Annotated in this window: 19 protein-coding genes and 1 riboswitch; of the genes, 5 read left to right on the top strand and 14 right to left on the bottom strand. The window is 69.7% G+C overall.

Annotated elements, in window-relative coordinates; all coding sequences use genetic code 11:
* Position 1: 1 nt before the first annotated feature.
* Positions 2-1,897, bottom strand: coding sequence for an ATP-binding cassette domain-containing protein (locus ASG87_RS18850; RefSeq protein ID WP_056008911.1), 1,896 nt, complete (start codon positions 1,895-1,897; stop codon positions 2-4).
* A 247-nt stretch (positions 1,898-2,144) separates the two neighbouring features.
* Between ASG87_RS18850 and ASG87_RS18845 the strand changes: the two genes are divergently transcribed.
* A complete protein-coding gene (locus ASG87_RS18845; RefSeq protein WP_056008908.1) occupies positions 2,145-5,096 on the top strand; it encodes a serine/threonine-protein kinase in 2,952 nt (983 codons plus the stop codon).
* A 2-nt stretch (positions 5,097-5,098) separates the two neighbouring features.
* Here the strand turns inward: ASG87_RS18845 and ASG87_RS18840 are convergent, their stop codons facing one another.
* The 5 genes from ASG87_RS18840 to metE all read right to left on the bottom strand — a co-directional run bounded on the left by ASG87_RS18840 (position 5,099) and on the right by metE (position 10,869).
* Positions 5,099-5,899 (bottom strand): hypothetical protein, encoded by an 801-nt coding sequence (locus tag ASG87_RS18840; RefSeq protein WP_056008904.1) that lies wholly within the window; start codon positions 5,897-5,899, stop codon positions 5,099-5,101.
* A 13-nt stretch (positions 5,900-5,912) separates the two neighbouring features.
* A complete protein-coding gene (locus ASG87_RS19700; protein WP_082583076.1) occupies positions 5,913-6,842 on the bottom strand; it encodes a HEAT repeat domain-containing protein in 930 nt (309 codons plus the stop codon).
* A gap of 77 nt (positions 6,843-6,919) precedes the next feature.
* A complete protein-coding gene (locus ASG87_RS18835; protein WP_157511158.1) occupies positions 6,920-7,057 on the bottom strand; it encodes a hypothetical protein in 138 nt (45 codons plus the stop codon).
* A gap of 126 nt (positions 7,058-7,183) precedes the next feature.
* Positions 7,184-8,392, bottom strand: coding sequence for a methionine adenosyltransferase (metK, locus tag ASG87_RS18830; RefSeq protein ID WP_056008899.1), 1,209 nt, complete (start codon positions 8,390-8,392; stop codon positions 7,184-7,186).
* A gap of 185 nt (positions 8,393-8,577) precedes the next feature.
* Positions 8,578-10,869, bottom strand: coding sequence for a 5-methyltetrahydropteroyltriglutamate--homocysteine S-methyltransferase (gene metE, locus ASG87_RS18825; protein ID WP_056008897.1), 2,292 nt, complete (start codon positions 10,867-10,869; stop codon positions 8,578-8,580).
* A gap of 209 nt (positions 10,870-11,078) precedes the next feature.
* A riboswitch (cobalamin riboswitch) is annotated at positions 11,079-11,292 on the bottom strand.
* A gap of 274 nt (positions 11,293-11,566) precedes the next feature.
* Between metE and ASG87_RS18820 the strand changes: the two genes are divergently transcribed.
* Together ASG87_RS18820 and ASG87_RS18815 are read left to right on the top strand one after the other, a co-directional pair.
* Positions 11,567-13,630 (top strand): TonB-dependent receptor, encoded by a 2,064-nt coding sequence (locus ASG87_RS18820; protein WP_056008894.1) that lies wholly within the window; start codon positions 11,567-11,569, stop codon positions 13,628-13,630.
* A complete protein-coding gene (locus ASG87_RS18815) occupies positions 13,627-14,562 on the top strand; it encodes an alpha/beta hydrolase-fold protein (RefSeq protein WP_056008891.1) in 936 nt (311 codons plus the stop codon). Before ASG87_RS18820 ends, ASG87_RS18815 begins: the two co-directional genes overlap by 4 nt.
* A gap of 535 nt (positions 14,563-15,097) precedes the next feature.
* Here the strand turns inward: ASG87_RS18815 and dusB are convergent.
* From dusB to ASG87_RS18800, 3 genes are all read right to left on the bottom strand, one after another.
* Positions 15,098-16,084 (bottom strand): tRNA dihydrouridine synthase DusB, encoded by a 987-nt coding sequence (gene dusB, locus ASG87_RS18810; protein ID WP_056008889.1) that lies wholly within the window; start codon positions 16,082-16,084, stop codon positions 15,098-15,100.
* 70 nt (positions 16,085-16,154) lie between these two features.
* On the bottom strand, positions 16,155-17,861 hold the full coding sequence (locus ASG87_RS18805) for a LysM domain-containing protein (RefSeq protein WP_056008886.1): 1,707 nt from the start codon (positions 17,859-17,861) through the stop codon (positions 16,155-16,157).
* Between the two features lie 211 nt (positions 17,862-18,072).
* Complete coding sequence (locus ASG87_RS18800) at positions 18,073-19,347, bottom strand: nucleoside permease (protein WP_056008882.1); 1,275 nt, start codon at positions 19,345-19,347, stop codon at positions 18,073-18,075.
* A 230-nt stretch (positions 19,348-19,577) separates the two neighbouring features.
* On the opposite strand from ASG87_RS18800, the gene ASG87_RS20715 reads away from it, so the two are divergent.
* Positions 19,578-19,808 (top strand): hypothetical protein, encoded by a 231-nt coding sequence (locus ASG87_RS20715; RefSeq protein WP_056008879.1) that lies wholly within the window; start codon positions 19,578-19,580, stop codon positions 19,806-19,808.
* Here ASG87_RS20715 and ASG87_RS18790 read toward each other — a convergent pair.
* From ASG87_RS18790 to ASG87_RS18770, 5 genes are all read right to left on the bottom strand, one after another.
* Entirely contained in the window at positions 19,789-20,430 is a 642-nt protein-coding gene (locus tag ASG87_RS18790) for a uracil-DNA glycosylase family protein (RefSeq protein WP_056008874.1), read from the bottom strand. The two genes, ASG87_RS20715 and ASG87_RS18790, sit on opposite strands and share 20 nt — an antisense overlap.
* A gap of 4 nt (positions 20,431-20,434) precedes the next feature.
* The gene (locus ASG87_RS19690; RefSeq protein ID WP_082583075.1) at positions 20,435-21,241 is read right to left on the bottom strand and encodes a hypothetical protein; all 807 of its coding nucleotides are present in this window, start codon (positions 21,239-21,241) and stop codon (positions 20,435-20,437) included.
* A 34-nt stretch (positions 21,242-21,275) separates the two neighbouring features.
* The gene (locus ASG87_RS18780) at positions 21,276-22,649 is read right to left on the bottom strand and encodes an FAD-linked oxidase C-terminal domain-containing protein (protein ID WP_056008871.1); all 1,374 of its coding nucleotides are present in this window, start codon (positions 22,647-22,649) and stop codon (positions 21,276-21,278) included.
* A gap of 52 nt (positions 22,650-22,701) precedes the next feature.
* Positions 22,702-23,034 (bottom strand): YraN family protein (locus tag ASG87_RS18775; RefSeq protein ID WP_235499688.1); only part of this gene is annotated, 333 nt, incomplete at its 3' end.
* A complete protein-coding gene (locus ASG87_RS18770) occupies positions 23,034-24,917 on the bottom strand; it encodes a penicillin-binding protein activator (protein ID WP_082583074.1) in 1,884 nt (627 codons plus the stop codon). The genes ASG87_RS18775 and ASG87_RS18770, both read right to left, overlap by 1 nt.
* An 81-nt stretch (positions 24,918-24,998) precedes the next feature.
* Here ASG87_RS18770 and rsmI point away from each other — a divergent pair, with 81 nt between their 5' ends.
* Positions 24,999-25,859, top strand: a complete 861-nt coding sequence (gene rsmI, locus ASG87_RS18765; protein WP_056008863.1) for a 16S rRNA (cytidine(1402)-2'-O)-methyltransferase — start codon at positions 24,999-25,001, stop codon at positions 25,857-25,859.
* Positions 25,860-25,864 lie beyond the last annotated feature (5 nt).

Genomic DNA, 25,864 nt, shown 5'->3' with positions numbered 1-25,864 from the left:
TTCAGCCGTCCAGTTCGGCCCAGCGCGCGTAGGCGTGCTCCAGCTCCGCCTGCAGCTTCGCCACGGCCTCGTTGGCGCGCGCGATGGCGGCGCCGTCCTGCCGGAAGAAATCCGGGGTGTTCATCGCCTCGCCATGGGCGGCGATTTCCTGCTCCAACTGTTCGATGCGCGCGGGGAGCTGGTCCAGTTCGCGCTGGTCCTTGAAGCTGAGCTTGCGCCTGGGCGGCTGCGGCGCGGCGTCGGCCGGCGCCACCGCGCCCGCCGACGCCGCGGGCGCAGGTGCGGGCGCCGCATCCCGTTCGGCGCCGGGCGTGCGTGCCGGCGCCGGGCGCTGGCGCAGCCAGTCGCTGTAGCCGCCAACGTATTCGCCGACCCTGCCGTCGCCTTCCAGCACCAGGGTGCTCGACACCACGTTGTCGAGGAAGGCGCGGTCGTGCGAGACCAGCAGCAGGGTGCCCTGGTAGTCGGTGAGCAGTTCCTCCAGCAGCTCCAGCGTCTCCACGTCGAGGTCGTTGGTCGGTTCGTCCATGACCAATAGGTTCGACGGCTGTGCGAACAGCTTGGCCAGCAGCAGGCGGTTGCGCTCGCCGCCGGAGAGGCGGGTGATCGGCGCGCGTGCGCGCTCGGGCGAGAACAGGAAATCCTGCAGGTAGCCGACGATGTGCTTGCGGCTGCCGTTGAGCTCGATGAACTCGCGGCCTTCGGCCACGTTGTCCAGCGCGTTGAGGCTGTCGTTGAGCTGCAGGCGGTGCTGGTCGAAATAGGCGACCTGGATGCCGGTGCCAAGCTCGGCGGTGCCGCGCTGCGGCTTCAGCTCGCCCAGCATGATCTTCAAGAGGGTGCTCTTGCCGGCGCCGTTGGGGCCGACGATGCCGATGCGGTCGCCGCGCATCACCGTGGCGGTGAGGTCGTCGATCAGCACGCGGCCGCCGTAGGCCTGGTGCACGTGCTTCAGGTCGATCACCTTCTTGCCCGAGGCCTGCGCATTGGCCGCGGTCATCTTCACGTTGCCGCCGAGGTTGCGCCGCTCGGCGCGCTCCGCGCGCAGCGCCTTCAGCGCGCGCACGCGGCCTTCGTTGCGGGTGCGCCGGGCCTTGATGCCCTGGCGGATCCATACCTCTTCCTGCGCCAGCTTCCTGTCGAACAGCGCGTTGGCCTGCGCCTCGGCGTGCAGGCGCTCCTCGCGGCGGCGCAGGTAGTTGTCGTAGTCGCCGGGCCAGTCGGTGAGCGCGCCGCGGTCGATCTCGACGATGCGCGTCGCCAGCGCACGCAGGAAGCTGCGGTCATGGGTGACGAACAGGATGGAGCCGTCGAACTGCTTGAGGAAGTTCTCCAGCCAGCCGATCGCCTCGATGTCGAGGTGGTTGGTGGGCTCGTCCAGCAGCAGCACGTCGGGCTTGCGCACCAGCGCCTGCGCCAGCAGCACGCGGCGCTTCATGCCGCCGGACAGCGCGGCGAAGTCGGTGTCGGCCGGCAGCTCCAGCCTGGTCAGCACCTCGGTGACGCGGCGGTCCAGGTCCCAGCCGTGCTGCGCCTCGATCTGCATCTGCACGTCGCCGAGCGCATCGAAGTCGCCCTCGGCGAGCAGGTGGTGGTAGCGCGCCAGCAGGTGGCCCAGGTCGCCCAGGCCGTCGGCGACCACGTCGAACACCGTGCCCTCGGTGCCCTGCGGCACCTCCTGCGCCATCCGCGCGATCACCACGCCGTTCTGTACCCGCACCTCGCCGTCGTCGGCCTGCAACTCGCCGGCGATCAGCTTCATCAGGGTGGACTTGCCTTCGCCGTTGCGGCCGACGATGCACACGCGCTCGTTGCGCTCGATCGACAGATCGACGTGCTCGAGCAGGAGGGGGCCGCCGATGCTGAAGTCGACGCGCTGCAATTGGATCAGGGACATCCGCACAGTCTAGCGGATGTGCCGTTTCCCGAAGCCTGCCGGGGGCCGGCGCATGCCGGGCAGGGATGGCGACCGGCAGTGCGGGGCGCCGGCGTCTCCGCCGACCGGCTCAGGCGCGCCGAGACGGGTACGCCGTTGCGGCGGCGTGCGCATCCTGCGACCGCCTTCGCAACGGCCGGCGCGCAGGCAGCCTATGTTCGCTGCTCTCTGCGCTGCCATAATCGCGGGTGGATATCAGGGGAAATCCATGAACGGGCAGTTGACCGATCGCTATCTCGTGGCGAAGCGGATCGCTTTGGCCGCGATGGAACTGGACGGTTCGCCGCGCGAGGAGCTGGTCGCTCGCGAAGTGGGCGGCGATGCCGAACTTGCGCGCGAAGTGCAGTGGATGATCGCGGCGATCGAGCGCAGCCGCACCGCCACGCTGCCGATCGCGGTGGGCGAATCCATCGACCTCAGCGGCCTCGACGCGGAAGCCGCCACGCCGCGCCGCTACCACGTCGTGCGCCGGCTCGGCGAAGGCGGCATGGGCATGGTCTACCTGGCCGAGCGCAGCGACGGCGACATCGTGCAGCAGGTGGCGCTGAAGTTCCTGCATGCCGCCGCCGAGGGCTCGCCGATCCTGCTCGAACGCTTCACCCAGGAGCGCAAGCTGCTGGCGCGGCTGGAGCACCCGTGCATCGCGCGGCTGCTCGACGGCGGCGTGCTGGCCGACGGCAAGCCGTTCCTGGCGCTGGAATACGTCGACGGCGAGCGCATCGACGCCTGGTGCGACCGCCACGGGCTGGGGTTGGCCGAGCGCATCGCGCTGTTCCTGCGCGTGTGCGCGGCGGTGGAGTACGCGCACCGCAACCTGGTCATCCACCGCGACATCAAGCCGGCCAACATCCTGGTCACCGCGGACGGCACGCCGAAGCTGCTGGACTTCGGCATCGCCCGCCTCATCGGCGGGCACGACGACGTGGCCGCCACGGCCACCGGCCACCACGCCCTGACGCTGGCCTATGCCAGCCCCGAGCAGATCGAGCAACAGCCATTGACCACGGCCGTGGACGTCTATGGGCTGGGCATGGTGCTTTATCAACTGGTGGCGGGGCGGCGTCCCTGGCAGCACATCACCGCGCCGCACCGGCTGAGTCAGGCGATCGTCATGGGCGAGATCGTGCCGCCCAGCCGTAGCGCCAGGCCGGCGGGGATGGACGGGCGCGACGAACCGTTGCGCCGTGCCGTGCCGGCCGATGTCGATGCGATCGCGCTGAAGGCATTGCGCCGCCAGGCCAGCGAGCGCTATGCCAGCGTAAGCGCATTCGCCGACGACTTGCGCAACTGGCTGGAACGGCGGCCGGTACGGGCGCGGCGGGGCCGCGGCCTGTATCGCCTGCGTCGTTTCCTGCAACGCAACCGCTGGCCGCTGGCGGCGGCGGCGGCGCTGTTGCTTAGCGTATTGGCGGGCCTTGCCGCGTCGCTGTACTCGCTGCGGCAGGCGCGAGCCCAGCAGCACCTGGCCGAACGGCGCGAGCACCAGTTGGAACGCATGGTGCAGTTCCAGCAGTCGATGTACGAGAGCGTGGATATCGACGCGATGGGGCATGCAATGGCGACTGCCGTGCAGCGGCAGGTACGAGCTGCATTGGCCGAGGCACCGGGCGCGGCGCCGGAGGTGGCCAAGGGGGCCGGGAAGTCCCCGCCTGCCCAGGTATCCAATGCGGCGCTGGAGCGGGCTTTTGCGCGGGTGCAGGCAACCGACCTCGCGCGTTCGACGTTCGATGCGTACGTGGTGAGCCACACGCTGGACAGCCTCGATCGTTCCTTCCCCGACGCCTTGCTGCTTGCAGCCGACCTGAGGCAGTCGCTGGCGCGCGTGCTGCTGGGCATCGGCAGCTACGCGCATGCCGCCGATGAACTGCGCAAGGTGTCGTCGCTGCGCGATCGCCTGCTGCCGGCATCCGACCGAGGCCGGGTGTCGGTGCGCGTGGACCTGGCGCAGGCGTTGGAGAAGCAGGGCCAGACCGCCGAGGCGACGGCCGTGTATGAGCAAGCCGGAAGGCTGGCGCAGGCGTACCCGCTCGTCGATTCCCTGCGCATTGCCGCCGAAGCCGGTGCGGCCCGCATGCTCGTGGCGCAAGGGCATCGGCAGCAGGCGCTCGAGGCGCAACAGCGTCTTATTGCGCAATTGCAGCCATTGCTGCCTTCCGCCGACCCGGGCCTGATGCAGCTAAAGCGCGATTCGGTCGATACCCTGGTGCAGATGGGAAGAACGCGGCAGGCGCAAGCACTGCTGGAGCCGCTGGTCGCGCTGGAGCAGCGCGTGCTGGGCAAGGACAATCCCGAAACGCTGCGCGCCATGCTGACCCTGGCCAAGCTGTTCCGCGCCACGGGCGAGTTCGAGCGGTCGCTGGCGTTGGCGAAGCAGGTGGCAACGAGCCGCGAGAGCAGCCTCGGGTCCACCCACCCGGCTACCGAGGACGCCCGTTACGTGGTCGATACCGCCGCGATGAGGCTGGCAGACGATTTGCCATCCCTTGCTCGCGTGCAGGCCGATGTCGAGGGCATCGTGGATTCGCGGCGCGCCCGGTATGGAAGCGACAATCCGCAGACATTGTCGGCGATGACGGGGCTTGTCACCATTCTCTCCAAGGAAGGAGATGTGGCGCCAACCGACCGTGAGGCGCGGTCCTACTACGCCCGCGCCATCGCGGTGGAACAAACCGTTCTTGAATCGCACGTGCGCCTGTTGGGGGCTGATCACCCTCATACCTTGCTTGCGCGTGGCAGCTTGGCCGGCCTGCTGGATGCCGCCGGCCAGTATCGCGAGGCACTTAAGCAAGCGAAGCTCACGCTGGAAGGGCAGCACAGGGCCTTGGCGCCGGACGATCCGATCATTCTTGGCACGCTCCACCTGATAGGCGACATCGAGAGCGATCTTGGCGATTGGGACGGCGCGCGTACCGAGTATCAAAAGGCGCTGACGACACGTGCGCAGAAATACGGCCCGCTTGCGCCGATCACGGTGGATACCGCGACGCGCCTGTATGAGGCATTGATCAAGTTGCGTGAACGCGACGCGGCCAGCGCCGTGCGTAAGACGTATCTTGATCCGCTAGTGAACATGGATCCGGCCGGCATGAATGCCAGCATGCACTCCGTGCGCAAGGAGGTGCTCAGGGCGCTGGGCGACCCGGATGGCTCGCGCATGTAAGGTCACGCTTCCCGGCCCTTTGCCTGCAATGCTTCGATGATTTCCGCGGCCTTCCCCCGGGTGATGCCGCATGGGTGGTTTTCGGCTATGGCATGCAGGGCCTCGAGGCTTTGGGCACCTGCCAGTGCGTAGCCAAAGTCGAGCAGCGTGAGCCTCTTCGAGAGATTGTTTTCAACGCGGCCGATGATTCGTTTCTCCGCTGCATCGAAGTAGAACTGGCTTCCCGTCGCGTCATCGTCATTGTCCAGCAGCAGGTTTATGGATGCGGAATCCTGCTGCGGTGGAATTTGCGAGTGGACGTCGATGTCCTTTCGGTAATACATGACCTTGCCTGGCGACAGGATCGCCTCCTCGAGGAAATCCATTTCGACAGCGCTGCCTGGCATGACGCTCCGCCATGGCGCCGACGCCTGATAGATGCGCGTCCTGTAGCCCGGTCCGTAGTAGTTCGTGGTCAGGAATGAAAAGTCGTGGTTGTGGTACGAGGTGTAAGAGAAGAAGTCCATCTCGGCTTCGGTCATGCCCGAGGACTTCCACAGATTGATGCGGACCTTGAATCTGCCGAAGGAGTCCAGGAGGCAGCATTGCGGCGTGTACATGCTGATCTGGTCGGCTTTCCAGTTGGCAAGATCGCTTCTGATATGTTCCAGAAGAAGCTTGTCGTTGTTCGCGAGTGCGACCATGTCGTGGCCTGCGTTGAGCAGCGTATCCGGATCGTCCGGATCCACCTTCTGCAGGACGCGCTTTCGGAATTCATCCAGGCCGATGGTTTCTGCGGTCGATATGCTCAGCGTCGTTGCCATGGTTTTAGTTTTGCTATGCAGAGGTACCGGGGTGCTGGATGTGCGGCTGTCCGTTCAAGAGCGTTTCCAATGCGGAGGCAGCCATGGAAGACACCCATGGGTGAGGGTCGCTGGACAGTTTTTGAAGGGCCGTGCGCAGGGCGCCTGGATCGAGCTTTCCGATGCACCTTGCGGCGCTCCATCTGACATTGAAGTCCGGATGATCGAGAAGGCCGGCGACCTCGCTCAGCGCCTCGCGATGATTTCCCCGGGCGATCTCGTTGAGCATCGATAGGAGCGTTGCGGAGCGATTGGTGGTCAGTATGGCCGCCGATGGCGTCCCATTGGATTTTTGGAACTCCCACCTCTGGGCCGACACGGGTTTCAGGGAGAATTCCAGCAGATTCCAGCGCCCCTCTTGGCCGGGAGCGATCTCGAGTATTTCGCGGGACGAATGGACTTCTATTCGCCGCCACGAGGGGATGCATTCGTCACGGTGATGCGTTATCCGATGATCCGGATCGTACACGTCGGGATCGAAGCCGGGCGGGAGCCGGTAGAAAGAGAAGGTTTTTTGCGACGGATACATCAAGGAAAGCATCGCTGGCGCCGGGTGCGTGGATACGAGGCCTGTCCCAGGCCCGGCGCCGCCGTCATCCGCACGTGCTCCGACTTGATTGTTGTTGCTGCTGCGCAGCGCCAGCGAGAATTCATCCGATTCATAGATGGAAAGCCCGGTCACGTGCCAGTTCATGCCGCCATCGCATGCGGGGTGCTCGGCAATATGCCCGATACATTTCGCGTAGACGTCCTGCCAGATTTCCTTTCTCAGGATGCCGTCGAATTCATTGCGCATTTCCCAGAATTCTTCCGGCCTTCTCCTGTCGCAATGCTTCGTCGCGCATTTGATGAAATGCGACAGTGCTTCGCTGTCTCTGAAGGCGTATGAGAAGTGGTTTTTCATGGCTATAAAAAAGCCCGCGATCGCTCGCGGGCCTTGTGCGGTGGTCGCTCGATTGCCAGGCTTCCGTGCCCCGGCGGTTATTCGGTGGCAGGGTAGGTCTCGACGATGTTGCCCCGCTTTCCTGTCAGCCAGTCGAACAGGTCAAAAGCGGAAAGCTGTCCCGCCATGGACGCCTGAAATGGAAGCTCGGGCAAATCGATTCCTGTCTCGCGCATGGACCCACTCCTTGTTGACGGTCGTTTCGAGGCCTGGATCGCGACGGACGGCATGGGCCGCGGTTCCAGGCCAATGGCAGGTTAGCCGGTGGATGGCCGCCATGACAACCGAGTTCGATCGGGTGGCTATCTGCCGTTCTTCAGCCCGGCGTCCTTGCGCAGCGCCTCGGCGCGGTCGGTCTTTTCCCACGAGAACGCGGTGAAGGCATTGCCGTTGGCGTCCTTCATCTCGTACGGGCTGCGGCCGAAGTGGCCGTAGCTGGCGGTCTGCTGGTACATCGGGTGGATCAGGTCGAGCATCTGCAGGATGCCGTACGGGCGCAGGTCGAAGTGCTTGCGGATCAGCTTCTCGATCTTGTCGTCGCTGATCTTGCCGGTGCCGAAGGTGGTCACCGAGATCGAGGTGGGGTGCGCCACGCCGATCGCGTAGCTGACCTGCACCTCGCAGCGGTCGGCGATGCCGGCGGCCACGATGTTCTTGGCCACGTAGCGCGCCGCGTAGGCGGCCGAACGGTCGACCTTGGACGGGTCCTTGCCCGAGAACGCGCCGCCGCCGTGGCGGGCCCAGCCGCCGTAGGTGTCGACGATGATCTTGCGGCCGGTCAGGCCGCAGTCGCCCACCGGGCCGCCGATGACGAACTTGCCGGTCGGGTTGATGTGGAACTTGGTGGCCTTGTGCAGCAGCTTGGCCGGCAGCACCGGCTTGAGGATGTGCTCGCGCACCGCCTCGATCAGATCCTTCTGCTTCACGCCCGGGTCGTGCTGGGTGGACAGCACCACGGCGTCGATCGCGGTCGCCACGCCGTTCTCGTAGCGCAGGGTGACCTGGCTCTTGGCGTCCGGGCGCAGCCACGGCAGCGGCGAGTTCTTCTTCTTGCGGATCTTCGCCTGCTGCTCGACCAGGCGGTGCGAGTAGTAGATCGCCGCCGGCATGAAGTCCTTGGTCTCGTTGGTGGCGTAGCCGAACATCAGGCCCTGGTCGCCGGCACCCTGGTCTTCCGGGTTCTTGCGGTCCACGCCCTGGTTGATGTCGGGCGACTGCTTGCCGATCAGGTTCAGCACGCCGCAGGTGGCGCCGTCGAAGCCGACGTCGCTGGAGTCGTAGCCGATGTCGAGGATGACCTTGCGGGTCAGCGCCTCCAGGTCGATCCATGCGCTGGTGGTGACCTCGCCGGCGACGATCGCCACGCCGGTCTTCACCATCGTCTCGCAGGCCACGCGCGCGCGAGGGTCCTGCGCGAGGATCGCGTCGAGGACGGCATCGGAGATCTGGTCGGCGACCTTGTCCGGATGGCCTTCGGAGACCGACTCGGAGGTGAAGAGATGGCTGCTCATCGCGGTTTATATCCTTCCTTTCGGATACGGAGATAGAAGAGGGCCGGCATGATACACGCCGGCGCGGCGGATTTCACCGCCCAGCCTACCGCGTCCCGATGACGGTAGGTACGCGTTCAGCCGCGCGCCGCCCGGAAGGCCCGCCGCTTTCCGGGCGGCGGCCCTTCCGGTTTCAGCCCTCGGGTTCAGCCGGCCGGAGCCAGTTCGGCGCGCAGTTCCCGCGCGGCGGCCACCATGGCCGCCAGGGCCGGGCTCACCTCGGCCCAGCCGCGGGTCTTCAGGCCGCAGTCGGGGTTGACCCAGAGCTGGCCCGGGTCGAGCACGGCCAGGGCCTTGCGCAACAGCGCCGCGATCTCGCCGCGGTCCGGCACGCGCGGGGAGTGGATGTCGTACACGCCCGGCCCGATGCCGCCGGGGTAGCGGTAGCGCTCGAAGGCGTCGAGCAGTTCCATCCGCGAGCGGCTGCTCTCGATCGAGATCACGTCGGCGTCCAGCGCGGCCACCGCGTCGATGATCGCGTTGAACTCGGAGTAGCACATGTGGGTGTGGATCTGCGTGGCGTCGGCGACGCCGCCGGCGCTGATGCGGAAGCACTGCACCGCCCAGTCGAGGTAGCGCGCCTGCTGCGCCCGGCGCAGCGGCAGGCCCTCGCGCAGCGCCGGCTCGTCGATCTGGATCACCCGGATGCCGGCGGCCTCCAGGTCGTGCACCTCGTCGCGCAGCGCCAGCGCGAGCTGGCGGCAGACGGTCTCGCGCGGCAGGTCGTCGCGCACGAACGACCATTGCAGCACGGTCACCGGGCCGGTCAGCATGCCCTTCACCGGCTTGCCGGTGAGCGACTGCGCGTAGCGCGACCAGCGCACGGTCATCGGCGCCGGCCGCGCCACGTCGCCCCAGATCAGCGGCGGCTTCACGCAGCGCGAGCCGTAGCTCTGCACCCAGCCGTGGCGGGTGAAGGCGAAGCCGTCGAGCTGCTCGCCGAAGTACTCCACCATGTCGTTGCGCTCGGGCTCGCCGTGCACCAGCACGTCCAGCCCGGCGGCCTCCTGCTGCCGCAGCACGTGGCGGATCTCGTCCGCCAGCACCTGCTCGTAGGCCGCGTCGTCGAGCCGGCCGGCGCGGTGGTCGGCGCGGGCGCGGCGCAGCGCCTCGGTCTGCGGGAACGAGCCGATGGTGGTGGTGGGCAGCGGCGGCAGCGGCAGCGCCTCGGCCTGCACCGCGCGTCGGTGCGCGTAGGCGGAACGGCGCAGCGCGGCCTGCGGGCTGAGCGCGTCCAGCCGCGCGCGCACCTCGTCGCGCCGCACGCCGGGCGCCGACGCGCGGGCCTCCAGGCGCGCCGCCTGCGCGTCCAGCGCCTGGCTTGCCGCCGCGTCGCCGGCCAGCGCGCGGGCGTAGAGCTGCTGTTCTTCCAGCTTCTGCACGGCGAAGGCGAGCCAGCCTTGCAGCTCCGCCGGCAGGCCGGTTTCCTGCGCGGCGTCCAGCGGCACGTGCAACAGCGAGCACGACGGCGCCAGCCACAGCCGTCCGGCGCCGAGGCGGTCGCGGGCCTTTTGCAGCAGCGCGAGCACGCGGGCGGGCCGGCTGCGCCAGATGTTGCGGCCGTCGATCGCGCCGGCACTGAGCACGCGGTCGGCGGGCAGCGCGTCGAGCACGGCCTCGAGCTGTTCCGGCGCGCGGGCGAGGTCGACGTGCAGGCCGTCCACCGGCAGCCCGGCGGCGAGCGCGAGGTTGTCGTCCAGCGCGCCGAAGTAGGCCGCCAGCAGGCGCCGCGGCGACGGGCCGATCGCCAGCGCCGCATACGCCAGCGCGTAGGCGTGGCGGGTGGCGTCGTCGAGATCGAGCACGAGGCAGGGCTCGTCGAGCTGGACCCAGCCGACGCCGGCCTCGGCCAGCCGCGCCAGCAGTTCGAGGTAGGCGGGCAGCAGCGCGTCGAGCAGGGCCAGCGGGTCGCTGCCGTCGGTGGTCTTGGCTAGCTTCAGGAACGACACCGGCCCCAGCAGGACCGGCCGCGCGTCCAGGCCCAGCGCGGCCGCCTCGCGCCATTCGGCCAGCGGCTTGTCGCCGGCGAGGCGGAAGCGCTGGCCGGCGTGCAGTTCCGGCACCAGGTAGTGGTAGTTGGTGTCGAACCACTTGGTCATCTCCAGCGCGTGCAGGCCGTCGCCGCCGCGTGCCATCGCGAAGTAGCCGGCCAGCGGATCGCGCCGCTGCAGTTCGCGGTAGCGTTCGGGCACGGCATCGAACAGCACCGCGGTGTCGAGCACGTGGTCGTACAGCGAGAAGTCGTTGACCGGCACGCTGTCGAGGCCGGCCGCGCTCGCCAGCCGCCAGTGGCGCTGGCGCAGCTCGCGCGCGGTGGCGAGCAGGGCGTCGGCATCGTCCTCGCCGCGCCAGTAGCGTTCCAGCGCGCGCTTGAGCTCGCGCCGGCGGCCGATGCGCGGGAAGCCCAGGCAGGTGGTGTGTGGGATGGTGGATGTCATGGTTATTCCTCTTGCATGGATGGGCAAAGAGGAACGAAGGGCGGCAGGCGGCCGTCGCCGGCCGCGCTTGCCGTCGACCTTCGCCCCCGCGGGCGAACCGGATGCCGCGGGGACGACGCAGCACCGCGTGCCGCATGGGCGGCGCACGGTGCGCGGAGCTCCCCGCGGAGTTCCAGGCCGGACGACAGGCCGTACCGCGTTTCGCGGCCCGGCGGCTGTCGGCTTGAGGCAGGTCTTCGGGCTCGTGGACGGGCGCAAGGCGCGGTCTACTGTCCGCCGCTTCCCGGGTGCGATCCCAGTGCTTCTGGCGGAGTTCGTTTCCACATACCGCTGCGGGGCAGCGCCGGATTCGCACCGGCTTCCCTTTTGATTCCATCTTTCCATTCGCATGGAAAGATGAAAACCTCAGCGCGGCAAAGAATAGACGTCTGGACGTCCATCGTCAAACGCCGTGTGCCTGCGGCAGCGCGACGCAGGCAGTGCTGGTTGATAAGAATCATTCTCAATCGTATATTTGCGGAGCCCGCAAGGCCGCCGTCGCCGGCGCCGGTCGGGCCTCTCAGGGAACAGCCATCCGCAGCGCCTTGCGCGGCCTGCGCGCCAGACCCGGCCGGGCCGGGACTCCCTTCATCGTCCGCGACCCGCCGGCATGGCGGGACGGGCGGCTTTGCGCCGATTGCCCAGGAAGACCCGTCCCATGCGAATCCCGTTCCGCACGCTTTCCCTGCAACTGCTGGCCGCGCTGTGCGCCGCGCCCGCGATGGCGCAGCAGAACGCCGACGAGGCGAAGGCGAAGAACCTCGACGGCGTGGTGGTGACCGCCAGCGGCTTCGAGCAGGCGATCGAGCAGGCGCCGGCGAGCATCAGCGTGATCGGCCGCCCCGAGCTGGAGACGCGCCCGTTCCACGACCTCACCGACGCGCTGCGCGACGTCGAGGGCGTCAGCGTCACCGGCCCGGCCGGGCAGCGCGACATCTTCATCCGCGGCATGCCCGGGCAGTACACGCTGATCCTCGTGGACGGCAAGCGGCAGAGCACGCGCGACAGCCGCACCAACGGCAACAGCGGCTTCGAGCAGAGCTTCATCCCGCCGCTGGAGGCGATCGAGCGCATCGAGGTGGTGCGCGGGCCGATGTCCTCGCTGTACGGTTCCGACGCGATGGGCGGCGTGATCAACATCATCACCCGCAAGGTGCCGCAGCGCTGGGGCGGCTCGCTGGGCGTGGACTACACGCTGCAGCAGCACGACGATTCCGGCGATGCCTGGCAGGGCCAGTTCTACGCCGGCGGCCCGCTGGCCGCCGGGCGCGTCGGCCTGCAACTGTGGGGCCGCCAGTACGGACGCAGGGAGGACGCGCTCCTCAACGGCTATCCCGGCGCGCGCGAGGGCGACCTCAGCGCGCGCCTGGCGATCGCGCCCGACGCGCGCCAGGACATCCTGCTGGAGGCCGGCCACGAGAACGTGCGCCGCGAGAACCGCGGCGGGCGCACGCTGGCGGCCAACGCGGCCGACACCTACAACCGCAACCCGCGCGACCGCTGGTCGGCCTCGCACGCCGGGCGCTGGTCGTGGGGACAGTCCGACCTAGCGCTGTACCAGGAATCGACCCAGCGCATCGACTACGCGCGCAACGCCGACGGCTCGTTCGTGCGCCGCCCGCGCGCGCCGGAGATCCGCAACCGCACCGCCGACGCCAAGCTGTCGCTGCCGCTGGACGCGCACAACCTGGTGCTGGGCGGGCAGTGGACCCAGGCGCGCCTGACCGACCAGAACCCCGGCCGCCGCAGCGGCGCGAGCCAGCATTTCAGCATCGGCCAGAAGGCGCTGTTCGCCGAGGACGAATGGCAACTGGCCGAGCGTTTCGCGCTGACCGGCGGCGCGCGCCTGGACCGCCACCAGATCTACGGCAACCACTGGAGCCCGCGCCTGTACGGCGTGTGGCGCAGCGGCGGCGCGCTGATCCTCAAGGGCGGCGTGTCGCGCGGCTTCCGCGCGCCGGAGATCCGCCAGATCGCGCCCGGCTATGCCTACACCACCGGCGGCGCCAACTGCAGCTACGGGCCGAACGGCAACTGCGCGGTGATCGTCGGCGACCCGCACCTCAAGCCCGAGACCAGCACCAGCGCCGAGCTGGCCGCGATCTGGGACGCCGGCCGCGCCTTCAGCGCGGGACTCACCCTGTTCCACACCCGCTTCCGCGACAAGGTGATGGACGTGCAGCCGCTGGACGCCGGCGGCAGGTACCTGCGCTGGAGCGAAGACCCGAACTACCGCCTGTACTACTGGAGCAACGTGGACAAGGCGCGCATCCAGGGCGGCGAGCTGACCGCGCGCTGGTCGCCGGCCGCGGCGTGGACGCTCAAGGGCAACTACACCTACACCGACTCCGAGCAGCAGAGCGGCAACTACAAGGGCTACGCGCTGGCGCGCACGCCCAGGCACCTGGCCAACCTGCGCGCCGACTGGACGCCGCGCGCGGCGTGGAGCCTGTGGGCCGCGGCGAACTACCACGGCCGCGAGATCAATGCGCAACTGCGCACCGGCAGCGCGGGCAAGCCGGTCACCGCGCCGAACGGCCGCGTCGTGCGCGAGTACGGCGCCTACGCCACCGCCGACTTGGGCGCGACGTGGCGGCTGGGCGGTGCGACCACGCTGAACGCGGCGCTGTACAACCTCACCGACCGGCGCCTCGACTACGACACCTACAACAACGTCGAGGACGGCCGGCGGTTGTGGCTGGGCATGACGGTGAAGCTGTGACGCGGGCGGCGGCCCGGCGCGGCCGGCTCGCGCGCGGCGCGGCCGTCCTGCTGCTGGCCGGGCTGCCGTGCGCCGTCCCGGCGCAGCGCTTCGACGCGCATCGCCCGCCCGCGGCGCAGCCGCCGGCCGAGGCGGTGGGCGTGGACGCCGGCCGCGTGCGGCATTTCGTGCTGGAAGGCCCGGGCGGGCGTCGCTACCGCATCCAGGCGGCCGCGCTCGGCGCACCGCCTGCGCGCGGTTATCCGGTGCTGTACCTGCTCGACGGCAATGCGGCGATGGCCGCGCTCGAATCCGCGCGCAACGCGCCGCCGCTGCGCGGCAGCGTGCTGCTGGTAGCGGTGGGCTACGACACCGACGCTTACTTCGACACCGATGCCCGCGCGCTGGACTACACGCCGCCGCTCCCCGGCGGCGGACCCGTGGCCGATCCGCGCGGCCGGCCGGGCGGCGGCGCGGACGCCTTCCTCGATTTCCTGCAGCACCGGCTGATGCCGCGCATCGCGGCGGACCGGAGGGTGGACGCGCGGCGGCAGGGCGTATGGGGCCATTCCTACGGCGGCCTGCTGGCGCTGCACGCGCTGTACGCCCGCCCGGGCCTGTTCGCCTTCCACGCCGCCGCCAGTCCCGCGTTGTGGTGGCACGCGCCGCTGATGGACGACGAGGCCGCGGCCTACGCCGCCATGCCGGACCGTGCGCCGGCACGCCTGCTGCTGATGGCCGGCGGCGCCGAGCGCGGCGGACCCGGGGCGAAAGCTGCCGCACCGCCTGCCGTCGGCCCGTCTCCGGCACAGGCGCTGGCGGAGCGGCTGCGCCGCCTGCCGGGCCTGCAGGTGCGCTGGCGGCTGTTCGAGGGGTTGAACCATGGGCCGGTGTTCAGCGCTTCGCTGGGGCCGGCGATCCGGGTCTTCGTCGAGGACGGTGCGGAGCCTTAGAGCGTGTTAACGATCTCAAGGCATCCCCGGAAACGTCATCCCGGCAAACCCCGAAAAGGGGCAGAGGCTGGGGTGCAGCGTCGTCGGGTTTCGAGGAGACAGTCACTGGACGACCCGCTTCGCTCGCCCTTCGACTGTTCAACGCTCGCGGAGCGTGCTTTTGTCCTGCTTGGCCGGCCCTGCGGCCGTTGAGAGCCGCAAGGACGAGGGGGCGGTTGGACCGACGCAGGGTGCGTGATTGGAGTCGCTGCCGTCGTGTCGTGGCGATGGGTTGCAAGGTTTGTATCGAGACGGCTGGAAGAGTCATTGCCGCTCCAGTGAGGGTTGCCGGGTGCCTTCGAGGCAAAGGCGCTGGATTCCTGCTTGACCGGCCCTGCGGCCGTTGAAAGCCGCAGGAATGACGAGCTTAAGAGCGAGTTGTTTGGGATTCCCGTGCGAAAGGGGCTCTGACTGGGCGGGGCAGAGGGTCCTGGCCGGGTGCTTTCTGCGCAAGCGTGGCGGGATGGAACGGCGGAGGGCTGCCGCGCGCCGCGGCTCAGGCCGCCAGCGCCACGCCTGCGGCCAGCGCGGCGAAGTAGTCGCGGGTCAGCCGCAATTGCTCGTCGGCGCTTTCGGCGCGGTTCGCCACGTTGCGGAAGGCGGCGTTCTCCGGCCGGTCCTTGGCGTACCAGCCCAGGTGCTTGCGGGCGATGCGCACGCCGGCGGGTTCGCCGTAGAACGCATGGAGATGTTCGAGGTGGCCGAGCAGGATCGCCGCCACCTTGGCCGGCGCGGGTTCGGCCAGCAGCTCGCCGGTGGCGAGGTAGTGGGCGATCTCACGGAAGATCCACGGCCGCCCCTGCGCGCCGCGGCCGACCATCACCGCGTCGGCGCCGGTCGCGTCGAGGACGTGCCGGGCCTGCTGCGGCGTCGCGATATCGCCGTTGGCGAGCACCGGGATGCGCACGACGGCCTTCACCGCGGCGATCGTCTCGTATTCGGCCTCGCCCTCGTACCTGTCGGCGCGGGTGCGGCCGTGCACGGCGAGCGCGGCGATGCCGCTGTCCTCGGCGATGCGGGCGATGGCCAGGGCGTTCCTGTGCTCGCGGTCCCAGCCGGTGCGGATCTTCAGCGTCACCGGCACGTCCACCGCATCGGCCACGGCCTTGCAGATGCGCGCCACCAGCGGCTCGTCCTGCAGCAGGGCGGAGCCGGACCAGACGTTGCACACCTTCTTGGCCGGGCAGCCCATGTTGATGTCGATGATCTGGGCGCCGTTGGCGACGTTGAAGCGGGCCGCCTCGGCCAGCATCGCCGGGTCGTAGCCGGCGATCTGCACGCTGACCGGCTCCGGCTCGCCGGCGTGGTCCATCCGGCGCAGCGACTTGCGGGTATGCCACAGCTTCGGGTCGGCGGTGGTCATCTCCGATACGGCCAGGCCCGCGCCCAGCCGCTTGCACAGCAGGCGGAACGGCTTGTCGGTGACGCCGGCCATGGGGGCGAGCACCACGGGCGGGTCGATGCGGTAGGGGCCGATCTGCATCCGGCCATTGTAGCGTGGGCCGGGCCGCGCTTCCGCCGCGCCGGGGCGGCGGAGCGCGGGTACCGCGCGGTCAGCCCTTCTGCACACTCGCGTCGATCGCCTGGCGGCCGTTGCCGAACGAGCCGTCGGCGCCGTCGGAGATGTCGAACAGCAGCTTGGAGAAGCCGTAGTCGTCGTTGCCCAGGTTGCGCGCCATCGAGATGGCGAACTCCATGCTGGTGGGTGCGTGGTCCGGCTCGCCGGCGAGCACGTCGATCTTGTCGTAGCCGAGCGTGGCGTCGGCCGCCTTGCGCGTCTGCCCCATCAGCGCCTCCATCTGGCGGTCGTCGAACACCAGCTTGGTGGTGCCGTCCGAAGGCACCGGCTTGTAGCCGTTGCGCAGCGCGGTGATGCTGCCGGTGAGCGCCACGTTGAGCAGGTCGGTGTTGTGGTTGCCGTCCGCCTTCACCTGGAACTCGTAGCGGCGCTGGTCGATCAGCTCCGTGCCGTCGGTGTCGTAGCGCTGGGTGATCGTCAGCGGCACGTTGTTGGAGTACTTCAGCTGCGTGCTGACGGTGGTGGAGCCGTCGGGGTAGTGGATGTACAGGCTGCTGCCGGTGTTCTCCGCGCCGGCCAGGTCGATGCCGAAGTCGCCGATGCCGGCCTTCAGCCGGGTCTGCGAGGCCATGTCCAGCTTCTCGATGGTCGCCACGTGCTGCACGCCCGGCGTCTGGTCGGCGATCTGCCCGGTGGCGAGGAAGCGCGAATAGGCGGCCTGGGCGTCCTTGCTGGTCAGGTCGAAGGTGGCGGTGCGCAGCTTGGACTGGCCCAGTGCGTCCTGGCGGCCGGCGAACGCGGTGAAGTCGCCCACCTTCACGCCGACGCCGTTGAACGCCTCCACCGCCTTGGTCGGGCCGGTGTACACGGTGACCTGGCTGGCGTCGTCGCCGGTGCCGCGGGTGATGCTGAGCGCGGTGCCCTCGGCGTCCGTCGCCTCCGACTTCATCGCCATGTAGCGGAACGAGGCTTCCAGCGAAGTGCCGACGAAATCCTGCTTGTCGAGCGTCACGGTGGCGCCCGGCGGCAGGGTGCTGGGGTCGAACGGGTTGATCTTGGCCGCCTGGAGGGCCGCCTGCGCCGGGTCGACCGCCTTGCCGTTCTGGTCGGGCAGGGTCACCTTGTAGCGCGCCCGCACGCCGGTGCCTGCGCTCGCGTCGAGGCTGGCGCCGCCCTTCTTGCCGCCGGCGTCGGCCTTGCCTTCGAGGGAGACGCTGACCTCGCTCTCCACCGAGATCTCGGTCTTGCCGTCCTGGTGCTTGTAGGTGCCGGCCAGGGAGTTCTCGTTCCTGACCGAGAAGGCGACGCCTTTCTCCGGCTTGGCGTTCACGCCGAGCGGGTCGGGCTGCTTGCCCAGTTCCACTTCCTGCTCGTGGGTGAGCTTGACCGTGCCGTCGCCGGGGTTGTAGGTGACCGGTCCGGCCTGGTACTCGCTGTTGGAGCTGGTGAAGGTGGGATTGACGTCCACGTCGGGCGGGTTTTCGGTCACGCTCATCGACGCGGCGGGGATGTGCAGCACGTCGCCGCTGCCGATGATCTCGGCGTGGTCCATCGCGGCGAACTTCACCCGCAGGTGGTCGCCGAAGATCTGCGGGTTGGCCTGGCGGATCGCCTGCTCGCTGACGCCGAACTGGCGCGAGAGGTAGTCCAGCGTGTCGCCGGGGCGCACGGTATAGGTCTGCGGGTGGTCCTGCGGCTGGAGCGCCGGCGTGGAGCCGCCGTTGATCGGAGCAAGGGACATGGTTGGCCTCGGGACGCGTCGCGGGGATGACGCCTGGCCGCCATCGTAAGGAGATGCGGCGCGCGCCCGACACTAGGGTTGTCCCTAGGACGGCGGCTTGCCGCGCGCGCGGCTTCGCGCCGTGTGCTGCGCGGCACGGTTCGCGTCCCCGGCGTGGGTGGCTGGCTCGGGGCGCTCCGCGTTCCCGGAAAGGCCGGCTGGGCGGCCGGCCCTAGGGCTGCGCCACGTTGTCCGGCTGAAGGTCGCGCAGGGGTGCCGGCTGGTGCTTGTGCTTGAACAGGAAGAAGAACAGCACCGCCACCACCAGTGCGTACAGCGCGAAGCTGGTCCAGATGCCGTGCCAGTCCTTGCTGCCGTCGGCATGGGTGAAGTAAAGCTCGATCACCAGGCCGGAGATCGAGCTGCCCAGCACCGCGCCGATGCCGTTGGTCATCAGCATGAACAGGCCCTGCGCGCTGGCGCGGATCGACGGGTCGCTCTGCTCCTCGACAAACAACTGACCGGAGATGTTGAAGAAATCGAACGCCATGCCGTAGACGATGCACGACAGCACGATCATCCACAGGCCCGGGCCGGGGTTGCCGTAGGCGAACAGGCCGAAGCGCAGCGTCCACGCCAGCATGCTGATCAGCATCACCATCTTGATGCCGAAGCGCTTCAGGAAGAACGGGATGGCCAGGATGAACAGCGTTTCGGAGATCTGCGAAATCGACATGACGATGGCCGGATAGCGCACCGCCACCATGCCCTTGTAGGCGTCCACGTTCGCGAAGTCGTGCAGGAAGGTGTCGCCATAGGCGTTGGTCAACTGCAGCGCCGCGCCGAGCAGCATCGCGAACAGGAAGAACACCGCCATCTTGCGGTTCTTGAACAGCGCGAACGAGGTCAGCCCGAGCGTATCCAGCCAGGACTTGTGTGCCTTGCCGCGCAACCGCGGCGGGCAGTTCGGCAGGGTGAACGCGTACAGGCCCAGCAGCAGCGCGGCGGCCGAGGCCACGTGGAACTGGCCCGCCGAGGTTTCCAGGTGCAGCAGGCTCACCGTCCACATCGCCACGATGAAGCCCACCGTGCCCCACACGCGGATCGGTGGAAATACTGTCACCACATCCGCGCCGCTGTTCTTCAATGCGTTGAACGCCACCGCGATGGCCAGCGAGATCGTCGGCATGTAGAACATCATGTTCAACAGCATCACCCAGAACAGCATGCCTGGCGAATTGACGCTCGGCACGATAAACAGCACCACCGCGCCGGCGATGTGCAGCAGGCCGTAGAGCTTCTGCGCCGGGATCCACTTGTCCGCCACCACGCCCATCAGCGAAGGCATGAACAGCGCGGCGATGCCCATCGTCGAGAAGATCGCGCCGAACTGCGCGCCGGACCAGTGCCGGTTCTGGAACCAGTACGCGCCGATGGTGATCAGCCACGATCCCCAGATGAAGAACTGCAGGAAATTCATGGCGACGAGGCGCAGCTTGAGGTTCATGGATTCTCGCGGGGTCGGTAAGGTGGCGGACGTGGGGACGGACACTGCCGCGCGGCCGTAACGGTGGCGCCGCGCAGCCGCGGAGTAAAGCCGGTTCGAGGATGCCGGCGGCGGCGACCGTGGTGTTCGACTCCCCCAACTCAGCCGGTCAGCCGGTGCGGACGGACCGCATCCCGGCGAGGCGCGGGCAGCGTAGAGGAGCCGGCGGGCCGGCGGCAAGCCGCAGCGCAATGTCGCGCCGGCCCATATACCGGCGCATCCCCCGTTGCCGGAGCCCGCGATGGGCCTTCCCGACGAACGCCGTCGCGTACCTGGTCGCCCCGCTCGGCCCGGGGCCGGATTCCGCCCTGCCGGCGGTACGCCGCGGCTACCTGTGGCTGGCGCGCTGGATCGAAGGGCTGGCCGGCGCGGTGTTCGTGCTGTTCAGACTGCACCTGGTGTTCATGCGTCGCGGGGCGTGACAGGCGGCTCGAGCAGCGGCGCGACCCGCTCGCGCAGCACCGGCAGCAGCTCCCGCTCGAACCAGGGATTGCGCTTCAGCCACAACTGGTTGCGCGGGCTCGGGTGCGGCAGCGGCAGCACGCCGCGCGCCAGGTGCTCGCGCCATGCCTGCACGGTGTCGGTGAGCGAGCGGCCGCGCCGTGCGCCGAGCAGGCCGGCCTGCGCATACTGGCCGATCGCCAGGGTCAGCCTTACGTCGCGCAGCAGCGGCAGCAGGCGCGGATGCCAGGTGGGCGCGCATTCCGGCCGCGGCGGCAGGTCGCCGCCCTTGCCGGTGCCGGGAAAGCAGAAGCCCATCGGCACGATCGCGATGCGCCGTGCGTCGTAGAACGCGGCGCGGTCCACATCCAGCCACGCGCGCAGGCGATCGCCGCTGGGGTCGTTGAACGGGATGCCGGTCTCGTGCACCTTGCGCCCCGGCGCCTGGCTCACGATCAGCAGGCGCGCCGTCGCCGAAGCCTGCACGACCGGCCGCGGGCCGAACGGCAGGTGGGCCTCGCACAGGCGGCAGGCGCGGACCTCGGCGAGCAGACGGTCGAGGTCGGCGGTACCGGACGGCGAATGGCGGGAGCGGCCGGCCATCGGATCAGGTCGGGAGCGGCGGTGTCGCCGCTGCCTTCCAGTGGCGGCGCCTGGCAAGGAAGCAGATGGCGCCGAGCGGGATCGAGACGGACAGTATCCATGGGCCGTAAGGCGCCGACACCGCGGAAACGCCGAACAGGAACTGCACGCTCAAGGGAAGGATGCCGAATGCGCCGCTGACCCAGTTGAACTGGAGCGTGCCCACGCCGACCAGGGTGAACAGCGCCCACAGCCACTTGCGGCGCGGTATCGGCGTGCGCAGGCAGAGCACGAAGGCGTACAGGCAGAACAGGGCTTCCGCGCAGGTCAGCAGCGCCATCAGCCAGTGCGCGGCGCTCTTGCCCTTGAGGGTGAGGGCATGGCTGGCCTCGAGCGGCTCGGCCAGGCGGTTGGCGTGCAGGCCTTCGATCAGCAGCTTGCCGTCCTGCCGCACCAGGAGGATGTTGGCCGCGACCCACGCATCCCGGAACTCGTACTCGTAGGTGAGATTGAAGGCGGTGGAGGATTGCGACGGATCGCCGGTGCGACGGATGGTGGTCACGTTGGCGCCCACGGTCTTTACGGAGAGGGCTTGGCCCGTGGGGAAGATCGCGACCATCTCGCGCAGTCGGGCCGAGACTTCGGGTGTCTGGTACTGGGGGGCGAGCTGCGTCCTGACGGCCTCGATGTCGCCTTGGCGCAACCGGTCGATGAGCGCCTTGGCCGCGGCGGATTCCGCCTTGGGCTCCAGCCTGTCGATCATCGATTGCTGGCTGCATGCGCCCAACGCCAGGCACAGCACTATCCACACCGCAGATACCGCGCGCTTCATGCGTTTCCCCCTGTCTCGTGCCTGTGTCGATTCGTTACGGCAGCAGTTTGCCCGGGTTGAGAATGCCGTCCGGGTCGAACACGGCCTTGATGCCGCGCATCAGCCCCAGCGTTTCGCCGGACATCGCCAGCGGCATGAACTCGCGCTTCACCATGCCGATGCCGTGCTCGCCCGAGATCGTGCCGCCCAGTGCGATCACCCGCGCGAACAGTTCGGGCAGCGCGGCGTAGGCGCGCTCGATCTCGTCCAGGTCGCGCGGCAGCAGGTTCACGTGCAGGTTGCCGTTGCCGGCGTGGCCGAAGCTGACGATGGGCACGGCATGTTTTTCCGACAACGTGCGCACGCTGTCCACCAGCTCGGGCAGGCGGCTCACCGGCACCACCACGTCCTCGTTGATCTTGTGCTGGGTGACGGCGCGCTGCGCCAGCGACAGCGCCTTGCGCGCCGCCCACAGCGCGCGGGTCTGCGCCTCGTCGCGCGCCACTTCCAGATGCAGCAGGCCGTCGACGCGGGCGGCGGCCTCGACGGCGGCGGTGGCCGCGTCCAGCGCGTCCGCGGCGCCGTCCAGCTCGATCATCAGCAGCGCCTCGACCTGCGGCACGCCGGCCTCGGGCTGGTGATCGCGCGCCAGCTTCAGCGCCAGCGCGTCCATGAACTCCAGCGCGCAGGGCGTGGCCGGCTGCGCCATGATGCGCGCCACGGCCCGTGCGGCACTGGCGGCGTCGCGGTAGCTGGCGCGAAGGGTGCGCAGCGCCGCCGGTTTCGGGGTCAGCTTGAGCGTGGCTTCGGTGATGACCGCCAGGGTACCTTCCGAGCCGACCAGCAGGCGGGCGAGGTCGTAGCCGGTCGCGCTCTTGGTGGTCTGCGTGCCGCAGCGGAAGCTTTCGCCGGTGCCGGCCACGGCGGCGAGGCCGAGCACGTTGTCGCGCGTCGAGCCGTATTTCACCGCGTGCGGGCCGGAGGCGTTGCAGGCGAGGTTGCCGCCCACCGTGCACCACGGCGCCGAGCCGGGATCGGGCGCCCAGAAGAAACCGTGCGGCGCCAAGGCCTGCTGCAACGCTTCGTTGGTCACGCCCGGTTCCACCACGGCGAGGCGATCGTCCGGGTCGATGCGCACGATGCGGTCCATGCGCATGAAGTTCGCCACCACGCCGCCCTGCACCGGCACCGAGGCGCCGGTGGAACTGGTGCCGCCGCCGCGCGCGGTGAGCGGCACGCGGTGTTCGCGGCAGGCGCGCACCAGCGCTTCCACCTGCGCATGCGCGGCGGGGAAAACCACCGCCTCGGGCAGTCGTTCGTAGCGCGAGTTGTCGCGGGCGGCGGCGCGGCGCGCTTCCTCCGCGATGGCGAACGCGTCGCCGGGAAAGACCGTGCGCAGGGTGTCGAGCAGGGCTGCAGGCAGGTTCATGCCGCGCAGTATCGCATCGCGGGCGGCGCTATTCGGCCTCGAAGGCGCCGCNCAGCCACTGCACATGCGCGTCGCCGGCGGGGCCGTCGTAGCTGACCACGTCGAAGCGGCAGGCGCGCCGCGCGTGTTGCGGGTGGGCGGCAAGCCACAGGCTTGCGGTGCGGATCAGCTTGTCCTGCTTGGCGCGGGTGACCGAGGCGAGGGCGTCGCCGTGGCCGGCGCGCACGCGGTAGCGCACCTCCACGAACACCACGCTGTCGCCGTCGCGCATCACCAGGTCGATCTCGCCGTGGCGGGTGGCGTAGTTGCGCGCCAGCAGCTTCAGGCCGGCGCGCTCCAGTTCGTCCAGCGCGCGCTGCTCGAAGACGTCGCCGGCGGCGCGCATCAGCGCGCGCCGGGATCGGCGCTGCCGGTGCTGGAAGCGGGTGCGGGGCTGGCCGGTGCGGGAGCGGGCGCGGAAGCGGCCGGCGCCGGGCCGTCGCCGGCCGGCGGCGCGGTGGAGGGCACGTCGTCCATCTGCAGGCTGCCGCTCAGCGGGCGGGCCAGGCCGTCGACGAAGGCCGCCCACACCAGCACGCGGCGGATCCGTCCGAACTGGTCGGCGGTGAGCTGGCCGCTGGCGCCGGGCAGGTAGCTGCCCGGATGGCTGCGCAGCCAGTCGATGTACGGCACCAGGTTCCATGCGTCCATGCCGAAGGCGAACAGCCGCCCCGCCGCGCCGCGCGCCGCCGGCAACTGCGCGGCGATGTCGTCGTGCCGCGGCAGGCCCGGCTGGGCGTCGAACAGCCACGGCGCGTCGCAGAACTCCACGCCGTTCAGGTCGGCATCGGCGCCGGCGTCGTCGATGCCCGCATAGACGTGCGAGGTGCCGAACACCGGCAGGGCGACCCGCGCCAGCCGCAACTGCGGCAGCAGCAGGCGCGCCTGCTGGGGCCGCATGCTGATGAACACGCCGGCTCCCTCGCCGGCGGCGACGGCGTTCAGGCCCTGGATCTGGCCGGCGTAGTTGACCGTGCCGGTCGCCAGGGTGGCGCTGCCGGCGATGCGCCCGCCGCGCGCTTCCAGCTCGGCCTTGAAGGCGCTGGCGGCGCGCTGGGCGAAGTCGTCGCTGCTGACCACCACGTAGGCGTCGTGCAGGCCGCGCTCGACCATGTGGTCGGCCACCTGCGCGCCTTCGGTTTCCGGCAGCAGGCCGAATTCGCTGGCGCCGGTCGAGGGCAGGCTCTTGTCGTCGGGATGGTTGAGCGCGAGCAGCGGCACCGGCAGCGGCGCCTGGCCGAACACCGCGGCCACCTCGGCCCGGGTCAGCGGGCCGACCACCAGCTTGGCGCCGTCGCTGACCGCCTGCTGGTACGCCTTCAATGCGCTCGCGGCGTCGCCGCCGCTGTCGTACACCCGCACGCTGGCGCGCGGCGCGTGGTTGCGCGCGGCATCGACGTAGGCGGCGAAGAAGCCTTCGCGGATCGCGTTGCCGGCCGGGGCGGCGCTGCCGCTGGCCGGCAGCAGCAGGGCCAGCCGCTCGGGCATGCTGAAGCCTTCGCGCACGTTCGCGTCCGCGCCGGGCAGCATGGTGCCGACCGGCTGGTCCAGCGCCGGCTGCGGCCGCGCCACCGCCACGCCGAGCTGGGTCAGCGACTCGTTGATCCACGGCAGCATCAGGTCGCCCTGCTGCATCGCGTCGGCGCGGCGCTTCAGCGGCTCGGCGCCGAGCTTGCCGAGCTGTTCGAGGATCTGCTTGCGGTTCTGCGCCTGGTCGAGGCCGCTCAACTGGGGGTCCATCTCCACGCGGGTGTGCGCGGCGCCCCAGGCGTCGCCGCTGGCCTCCTGCGCGCGGGCGCGCAGCTCGAACAGGCGCAGTTGCAGCGCCGGCGGCACCGCCAGGGTGGGCTGCGTGGTGAGCTGCAGCGCGCTGTGCGCGTCGTGGTGCGCGAGCGCCACCTCGGCGCGCAGCAGGTCGAAACGGACCGGCTCGTCGTTGCGCAGGCGGTCGCGGCGGATCTGCGTCAGCAGCGGTTCGGCGCGGTCGAGCGCGCCTTCCTGGCGGTATGTCTCGGCGGCGAGCAGGCGGTAGGCGTCCGGCGCGCCGGACTGCTGCGCAAGATTCAGGTAGGCCTGTGCGGCCTGGTCGAACTGGCCTTGCCGGGCCAGCTCGCCGGCCTGCTGCGCGGCGGCGATCTCGGCGGGCGACCGGGTGACGGCCTGCGGTACGCAGGCGCTCAGCAGCAAGGCGGTCAACAGGCCGATGCCTGTGGCGCGGATCAGGCGCATGGGGCGTCCCTTGGTCGTTATCGGCATGGTGAGCGATCATAGCCGATCGCATCGCCGACCCGCGGCGAACTGGAGCGCAAGATGCCATCTGTCCAGCCCGGCTGCCTATGGGTGGTGGCCACCCCGATCGGCCACCGCGACGACCTCTCCGCGCGCGCGGTCGAGACCCTGCGCGCGGTCGCGGTGATCGCGGCGGAGGACACCCGGCACAGCCGTCCGCTGCTGCTCCAGCACAACATCGGCACGCCGCTGCTCGCCCTGCACGAGCACAACGAGCGCGACGCGGTGGAGGCGATCGTGCGGCGCCTGCTTGGCGGCGAATCGGTGGCGCTGATTTCCGACGCAGGCACGCCGTTGATCAGCGATCCGGGATTCCGGCTGGTGCGCGCCGCGCGCGCGGCGGGCATCCGCTGCGCGCCGGTGCCGGGCGCGTGCGCGGCGATCGCGGCGCTGTCGGTGGCGGGGTTGCCCAGCGACCGCTTCGTGTTCGAGGGCTTCCTGCCACCCAAGGCGGCCGCGCGGCGGGCAAGGCTGCAGGAACTGGCCGGCGACCCGCGCACGCTGATCTTCTACGAATCCTCGCACCGCGTCGCCGAGAGCCTCGCCGACATGCGCGACGTCTTCGGCGGCGGGCGCGAGGCGGTACTGGCGCGCGAACTGACCAAGCTGTTCGAGACCGTGCTCGGCGAGCCGCTGGCGGAACTCGCGGCGCATGTCGCGGCCGACCCCGACCAGCAGCGCGGCGAGCATGTGATCCTCGTCGCCGGCCGCGGCGAGGAGGCCGAGGCGAAGCTCGCCGAAGGGCAGCGCGTCTTCGCGATCCTGCGCGAGGAACTGCCGCCGGCGAAGGCGGCCAAGCTCGCCGCGGCGATCAGCGGTGCGCCGCGGCGACTCCTCTATCAGGAGTCGGGGGAATCGGGAATGGGGAATCGGGAATGGTAAAAGCC

Source organism: Frateuria sp. Soil773 (assembly GCF_001428405.1).
GTDB lineage: Bacteria > Pseudomonadota > Gammaproteobacteria > Xanthomonadales > Rhodanobacteraceae > LMSL01.
This window is presented reverse-complemented; position numbering and strand designations above follow the sequence as displayed.

Bases quoted from the DNA above. Each gene is read 5' to 3' on its own strand.
- ASG87_RS18790 (WP_056008874.1), bottom strand. From the start codon at position 20,430: ATGGCCGGCCGCTCCCGCCATTCGCCGTCCGGTACCGCCGACCTCGAC.
- ASG87_RS18800 (WP_056008882.1), bottom strand. From the start codon at position 19,347: ATGAACCTCAAGCTGCGCCTCGTCGCCATGAATTTCCTGCAGTTCTTC.
- ASG87_RS18805 (WP_056008886.1), bottom strand. From the start codon at position 17,861: ATGTCCCTTGCTCCGATCAACGGCGGCTCCACGCCGGCGCTCCAGCCG.
- ASG87_RS18850 (WP_056008911.1), bottom strand. From the start codon at position 1,897: ATGTCCCTGATCCAATTGCAGCGCGTCGACTTCAGCATCGGCGGCCCC.
- ASG87_RS19690 (WP_082583075.1), bottom strand. From the start codon at position 21,241: ATGAAGCGCGCGGTATCTGCGGTGTGGATAGTGCTGTGCCTGGCGTTG.
- metE (WP_056008897.1), bottom strand. From the start codon at position 10,869: ATGACATCCACCATCCCACACACCACCTGCCTGGGCTTCCCGCGCATC.
- ASG87_RS18845 (WP_056008908.1), top strand. From the start codon at position 2,145: ATGAACGGGCAGTTGACCGATCGCTATCTCGTGGCGAAGCGGATCGCT.
- ASG87_RS18835 (WP_157511158.1), bottom strand. From the start codon at position 7,057: ATGCGCGAGACAGGAATCGATTTGCCCGAGCTTCCATTTCAGGCGTCC.
- ASG87_RS18820 (WP_056008894.1), top strand. From the start codon at position 11,567: ATGCGAATCCCGTTCCGCACGCTTTCCCTGCAACTGCTGGCCGCGCTG.
- ASG87_RS18780 (WP_056008871.1), bottom strand. From the start codon at position 22,649: ATGAACCTGCCTGCAGCCCTGCTCGACACCCTGCGCACGGTCTTTCCC.
- ASG87_RS18840 (WP_056008904.1), bottom strand. From the start codon at position 5,899: ATGGCAACGACGCTGAGCATATCGACCGCAGAAACCATCGGCCTGGAT.
- rsmI (WP_056008863.1), top strand. From the start codon at position 24,999: ATGCCATCTGTCCAGCCCGGCTGCCTATGGGTGGTGGCCACCCCGATC.
- metK (WP_056008899.1), bottom strand. From the start codon at position 8,392: ATGAGCAGCCATCTCTTCACCTCCGAGTCGGTCTCCGAAGGCCATCCG.
- ASG87_RS18770 (WP_082583074.1), bottom strand. From the start codon at position 24,917: ATGCGCCTGATCCGCGCCACAGGCATCGGCCTGTTGACCGCCTTGCTG.
- dusB (WP_056008889.1), bottom strand. From the start codon at position 16,084: ATGCAGATCGGCCCCTACCGCATCGACCCGCCCGTGGTGCTCGCCCCC.
- ASG87_RS19700 (WP_082583076.1), bottom strand. From the start codon at position 6,842: ATGAAAAACCACTTCTCATACGCCTTCAGAGACAGCGAAGCACTGTCG.
- ASG87_RS20715 (WP_056008879.1), top strand. From the start codon at position 19,578: ATGTCGCGCCGGCCCATATACCGGCGCATCCCCCGTTGCCGGAGCCCG.